This window comes from Cognatundibacterium jejuense, from assembly GCF_014284255.1.
GTDB classification, from domain to species: domain Bacteria; phylum Pseudomonadota; class Gammaproteobacteria; order Burkholderiales; family Burkholderiaceae_D; genus Undibacterium; species Undibacterium jejuense.
The window spans coordinates 153404-159646 of sequence record NZ_JACOFV010000013.1 but is presented as its reverse complement, the minus strand read 5'-3'; the positions used below and the strand labels follow the sequence as shown (position 1 = coordinate 159646).

At 41.3% G+C, this 6243-nt stretch carries 8 protein-coding genes; 1 reads left to right on the top strand and 7 read right to left on the bottom strand.

The genetic code is table 11. The annotated features are described in order from the left end of the window. Nucleotides 1-238 (bottom strand): transposase (locus H8K32_RS14550; protein WP_186913260.1); only part of this gene is annotated, 238 nt, incomplete at its 3' end. 244 nt (nucleotides 239-482) lie between these two features. On the opposite strand from H8K32_RS14550, the gene H8K32_RS14545 reads away from it, so the two are divergent. After that, entirely contained in the window at nucleotides 483-716 is a 234-nt protein-coding gene (locus H8K32_RS14545) for a transposase (protein WP_186913259.1), read from the top strand. A gap of 147 nt (nucleotides 717-863) precedes the next feature. On the opposite strand, the gene H8K32_RS14540 is transcribed toward H8K32_RS14545, so the two are convergent. From H8K32_RS14540 to H8K32_RS14515, 6 genes are all read right to left on the bottom strand, one after another. Then, nucleotides 864-1580 (bottom strand): substrate-binding periplasmic protein, encoded by a 717-nt coding sequence (locus tag H8K32_RS14540; protein ID WP_186913258.1) that lies wholly within the window; start codon nucleotides 1578-1580, stop codon nucleotides 864-866. 221 nt (nucleotides 1581-1801) lie between these two features. Continuing rightward, complete coding sequence (locus H8K32_RS14535; RefSeq protein ID WP_186913257.1) at nucleotides 1802-2263, bottom strand: cache domain-containing protein; 462 nt, start codon at nucleotides 2261-2263, stop codon at nucleotides 1802-1804. Between the two features lie 223 nt (nucleotides 2264-2486). Further along, nucleotides 2487-3767 (bottom strand): TRAP transporter large permease, encoded by a 1281-nt coding sequence (locus tag H8K32_RS14530; protein WP_186913256.1) that lies wholly within the window; start codon nucleotides 3765-3767, stop codon nucleotides 2487-2489. Then, entirely contained in the window at nucleotides 3764-4318 is a 555-nt protein-coding gene (locus tag H8K32_RS14525; protein WP_186913255.1) for a TRAP transporter small permease, read from the bottom strand. Before H8K32_RS14525 ends, H8K32_RS14530 begins: the two co-directional genes overlap by 4 nt. Before the next feature lie 26 nt (nucleotides 4319-4344). Next, on the bottom strand, nucleotides 4345-5154 hold the full coding sequence (locus H8K32_RS14520) for an HpcH/HpaI aldolase/citrate lyase family protein (protein WP_186913254.1): 810 nt from the start codon (nucleotides 5152-5154) through the stop codon (nucleotides 4345-4347). 83 nt (nucleotides 5155-5237) lie between these two features. Continuing rightward, nucleotides 5238-6239 (bottom strand): TRAP transporter substrate-binding protein, encoded by a 1002-nt coding sequence (locus H8K32_RS14515; RefSeq protein WP_186913253.1) that lies wholly within the window; start codon nucleotides 6237-6239, stop codon nucleotides 5238-5240. Nucleotides 6240-6243 lie beyond the last annotated feature (4 nt).

The window sequence follows — 6243 nt, the reverse complement described above, 5'->3', positions numbered from 1 at the left end:
GTAATGGAATTGGAATAAATTCAGGAACTGAGGTGACTGGTGTAGCTTGCGCCGACTGTATCGTCAATTGTTCATGAGCCCTGATCCAAATGCGGACCTGATTGGCGTTTAACTGGTAACGTAAAGCTGTAGCTGCAATTGAAACTCCCGGTTGTTTGCAGGCTTGAATTACCTGAGCCTTGAATTCGGCACTATGTCGCCGACGCCGTCTAGGCGTATCGATTCCATCTTCCATCATGTACAAGTGTCCACTTAATAAGTGGACACGATCATCTACGCTTACGCTCTTAACTTCAAGATGACTTCACCGGGTGCTTACAGTTTAAAACCACAGCCTTTAGCAATATGAGAAATTTCGAGGATGTAAAAAGTTTTAAGTACGCCGGCAGAGTGGTACGGAGTAAAGGGTGAAAGTCCCGAACAATAAAGATTAAGTGATGTTGGCGCGCATCCGATATTGAACGTTCGATGAGGCAAAACACATGCTCACACAATTTGAGACCAAATGGGGCAAGGATTACCAGACCATCGCTATCCTGGCGACGCAACTGGGCACTCATCTCATCACGCCGTTCTTTGACTACCAGCCAAAAAATCGCAAAGCCATTCACACCACCGACGCCATGGTATCGATTAATATGAGCCTGCGCAAAGTGATCAAAACCCGCAGTTCATTTCCGACTGACGACCTCGCCAGTACACATTGCTTTACCTGACGCGCAACAATATCAGTACGAAGTGGACGATGCCGCTGCTGTACTGGAAAAACGAGCGCAACCGCTTCACGATGCAGCTTGAAGATCGGATATACCACGCTTAAAAGAAAACCCGTTTACACAAAATTCCGCATACCCTCCAAAGCCCTACTTTAAATATCCATTAATAATTCTCGTAATTTCACCTGATCGTTCCATTTCTGAAAACTTTAGTCTCATGCTATCAACAATGGATTTATCGGTTTTTAATGAAGCGGCAATCCAATAATTGGTTTTATGCACATTACCATTACAGACATAATTTCCGGGATCTGCGTTAGCGTTAATTGCCGTATACCTACCAACGATTTCCGAGGTATGCCAAGCGGGGATATGAGAGACGGCAATTTTTCTGAAATTTAAAGTATTGTTTGAAAGTGCCTCAATATTTTTGAATCCATTATCTACTAAAAATTTTTCCGTTAATCCTCCAGCGTTGACACCGATACGAACTAATTTTTTTGCATCCTCAACAGAATTGATCGGCCGATCTTTAAATGTAAAAAAACAATTCATATCATCGGATATTTTTCCGATCCATTGCACCTGTACCTCACGATCGACTGTACGAGTGAGAGTGGTAAAGACTATGTTTTCCTCTTTTGCCATTAACATCATTCGCTTGACAGAAACGACAGAAGTGCCTTTTTTTATGTTTCCCGAGTCTTCTATCAAATGATTCAGAATGTCCGCGCCAATACCGGAAAGATTGGCATTGTTCACTATTGAAAATGGAGAATACTCAAATCCAGCAATAAGAATTTCCGCTCCGACCGCTGTTCCTGTAATTGCAAATAGCGGCAGACACAAGATAATCAATTTCATGAGTATTCCCCCATCGAAATTAGTGCAAGAAACGAATTGATATCCGAAACAATTTTTTAGTGCCTCATAAGCAGGTATTTAACGGATGTCAGTGCTTTAAATGAGCATTACCCAAAATGTAGATCTGTTTTTTAAATCCAAGAAAAAATATTGCGCTAAAACACCAAAATAACCCTTTACGATAAAATCGATGCCCCTAACTAACGTTGATTTTAAACTGCTTATTTGTATATCCCACAGTTTATAATGAGATCCCCCTGCTTCTTAAAGTACATTGCCTTATTTTCAATTTGCTTAGTCTCAGGATTTACAAATTTATAATCTTGCCATCCTTCGCCCTTCGTCTTTGCCATCTCAATACGTTCGCGGTAAAAAGGTTTGCCGTCAGCATCTTTCATCTCAAGCAAATTTTTCCCTTGTATTCTTGCATTCGCACCATGCGCAAGATTAATCCCATTCATGTCATTAATGGAGATATATAGGTCCCGATCACGAAAGCGCCCTTGTAAATTGTTTACTTCTGCGATTGTTTTGTCTTTTCCGTTAATCTTCATAAATGCAATAACTTTATTTACCATTGCTACCGCTTCATCAGCAGTTCCATGGCTACCTGTCGCAGCTAATGCAGTGTTCGCAAAAAAAATAAAAACCGATAAGAATAGGGAAAGTAAAAACTTGCTCATAAATCCTCCTTGGTAAATAAAACAGACAATGAATAAATTAAATAAAAGCACTAACAATTGCATTCTGAAAATGGCCAAATTGAAATTCCATTGATCAGTTCTCGATTGATTTCGACTGCTCTATTAGCGCCCCAATCATAGTATCAAGCAAGGCAAGCAACTAGAAAAATATAACCTTCCCCCGCTCAATGTTACATCGTTATTCTTCAATGCGATTAATAATCTACATTCCTAACAATGTTGGCAGCGCTAAAGAAATCATAGGGACATAGGTAATGAGCAGCAAAAATATGACCATTGTAAATAACCACGGCAATACCGCAACCGAGAGCTCAGATATGCCCATTTTAGTAATACCAGACGCCACATAAAGGTTGAGTCCGACCGGGGGATGGCACATACCAACCTCCATATTCACCATCATCAAGACACCGAAATGAATCGGATCAATGCCTAATCTTGCCGCTACTGGAAATAAAATTGGCGCCATAATCAAAACGATAGAGCTCGGTTCCATTACATTTCCAGCGACTAGCAACAAAATGTTGACTACCAGAAGAAACGCAACCGGACCAAGCCCTTGTAAGGTAAGCCAATCCGCCATTTGTTGCGGAATATTTTCGCTTGTCATCAAAAATGAAAACAATACTGCATTAGTAATGATATATAACAACATAGCAGATAAACTAGCGGCATCAAGAACTACCTTTGGGACATTCTTAAGCGATAAGTCTTTGTACACAAAAACAACGACAAAAAATGCATAAACAGCTGCAACCGCGGCCGCCTCCGTTGGGGTAAAAAGACCAGAATAAATACCTCCAATGACCAATATAATAATAGAGAAGCCCCATGCTGAATCTTTAAATGCATTCCACCGTTCTACCCAATTCGCCCTCTTCATTCGCGGATAATTATTTTTACGCGCAATCCACCACGTAGTTAATCCGAGCATACTTGCCAACATCAATCCTGGTATAACTCCTGCCATAAACAACTTGCCAACGGACGTGTTGGTCGATACAGAATACAACACCATAACAACAGATGGGGGTACAAGTATTCCCAAAGCTCCGCTCGTCGTAATAACACCAGCGCCAAATTTCTTGGGAAAACCCTGTTTGACCATTGCTGGCAATACAATAGAACCGACCGCAACAACTGTGGCCACGGATGATCCAGAAATTGCTGCAAATAATGCACAGGAAATCACGCCCGCCAGCGCCAAGCCGCCATGAAAATGACCAACCATGGTTGTTGCGAAATGAATCATCCGTCTAGCCACCCCACCCTGAGTTAACAGACTCCCCGCTAAAATAAAGAACGGAATGGCCATGATGCTGAAATTTTCCAGGCCAGTAAAAAGTTTCAACGCAACCGATGTAATAGGAACATCGGTCATCGTAAATAAAAATGTTAGTACAGTAAGCCCCAGTGAAATACTAATTGGCATCCCGGTCAAAATTAAGCCAATTAACAGTGCAAAAATAATGATCGCATTCATTTTGCACCTTCGTAATTTTCTAAACCTTCGACATGTGCAATGTCGTGGTGAGGTAAATCGCCGGTTCTAAAAAATACAATCGCCACCTCGAAAAATCTAAAACACATCAAATATGAACCTAAAGGAATGCAAAGATAGATAAGCCACATTGGTATATGAATCTCTTCGGAAATTTGATCTGTATGAGCAATGCCCCATACAAACATAGCCCCTAATGTGCCCACGGTTGCGGTAAACAGCATCCCACCACAAAGTCCAAATAGAATTAATTTTTGGCGGTTCTTAGGATGCAAGCGGTTCAATAACACATCGACACCAACATGAATTCCTTCTCTTACTCCATAAGCAGCACCAAATTTTGCCATCCACACAAACATGAAGACACAAAGTTCCTGGGCCCAACTCAAATTAAGTGCCAATAATGGATCTTGAATAAATGGAACGGGGATGGTTGAGGCAAACCTATGCAATACAGCGATAAAAATGATGCAGGTAGCGGATATCATTAAAGAGGTTATTAACGACTCCTCTAAACGATTGAGGTACTTCATACATGTCTCCAGTATTCTATTTAGAATTATTTGTAGTATTGCAAAATGGACTGAGCGCGAATTAGGACGGGGCGATCGATCATCTTGCCATCCAATTGTGCTACTGCGGATGTCTCTGAAAGTGCTAATACTTGTTGAGCCCAAATAAGCTCTTGATTACTTGGGGCAAAAGCTTGGCGCACTAATTCAATTTGTCGTGGATGAATGCAAAGCTTTGCACCAAATCCAGACCGGTAAGCGAACGAAGAATCACTTGAAATTATCACGTCATCATGAATTTCAGGAGTAACTCCTGCAATTGGCATTAAAAGTTCAGCTGCCCGAGAAGCAATGGTAATCACAGAGCAGGGATAAGCCAGATTGCTTGTATCCGCAGAAATGTGGAGATCTGTCGCATAATCGAGATTGCCGAAAGCGAGTCGTTGAACGAGACTGCTCATCGCTATACGCGCGCAGCTCAGAACGCCTTTAGCAGATTCAATAATTGGCACGGCAAATCCATCCGCAGGGAGCACCGACACAAGTGATTCCACCTGATCGTAACTCTCGGCTTTAGGCAGCATTACTCCCTTTACTCCGGACGCATGAACTAATTCTCGATCAGTTGAAAAATCAAACGATTGCGCATCATTAATTCGGAGTAAAATCCGCTCGGAATGATCTCGACGTCGCTCAAACCAATTGGCAAAGGCATCCCTTGCCAAAGACTTATCGCTTAAAGAAACTGAATCCTCAAGATCAACGATAATGGCGTCTGCCCCTGAGTCAAGTGCCTTATCAAAACGGTCCGGGCGATTTCCAGGAACAAATAGGTAGGTGATCGGATATTCTTTCATATAAATTTATTCAACATTCATATCTAAGTTTATTACTTATTCAAAATATCGTTATGTTCTTGGCTGCTCATAAATTGACGATTTCAATTAGTCGCGAGTTCTTTACGGACCGCGTCTAGCACATCTTTACCAATACGCTTTTCTTGTTCCGGATAGATTGAGGTGAGTGCGGCCTTTAAACTACTTTGATTTTCTGGCGTCAATGCTAATAGCTGAGTACGTCCGCTTGCCTTAATTTTAGCCAGCGACTCTTGATTATCTTGCTCCGCAATTTTATTGACGTAGTCGGTTGATTCTTTCATCGCGGCCTCCAGAACGCTCCGAATCTGCGGCGTTAAACCGTCCCAGAATTTTTTATTAACGACCACTGCATATCCTAGATATCCATGATTTGTTAAGGTAATAAATTTTTGAACTTCGAAAAATTTTTGCGTATAAATTTGCGAGGGGGTTTGTTCAGTACCATCGACAACCCCTGTCTGCAAACCTTGATACACCTCAGAAAAGGCCATCACTTGCGGACTGACACCTAAGGTCCTCATTTGAGCATCAAGTATTCGTGAGCTTTGTATTCTCATTTTTTTTCCACGAAAATCTTTCAACGCAACCAAAGGCTTATTTGCGCTCATTACTTTAAAACCATTGTCCCAGTACCCTAACCCCTTAATACCTTTTGTACTTAATGATGTAAGTAGTTGTTGGCCTATTTTTCCATTAGTTACTTTGTGCAAATCGTTGTAATTGCTAAATAAGTAGGGGAGATCAAACAGTTCAAATGCAGTAAACCCCATAGGGCTAAATTTTGACAATGAAGGGGCTAACATTTCAACGGCACCCAATTGCAGCGCCTCCAGCTCTTCTTTGTCTTTGTAAAGTTGACTATTGGGATAGATTTGAACCTTAACGTTACCCTTGGTTCGCTCCTCCACTAATTTCTTAAAATATTCGGCCCCCTTTCCTTTTGGTGTATCTGGTGTCACCACATGACTAAATTTGATGACGATAGGACTAGAATTCGCAGGGGTGATACAAATTGATCCTAGAATTAAGACGATGGAATAAAGCGTATGTTTAAAAAAACTCATGATG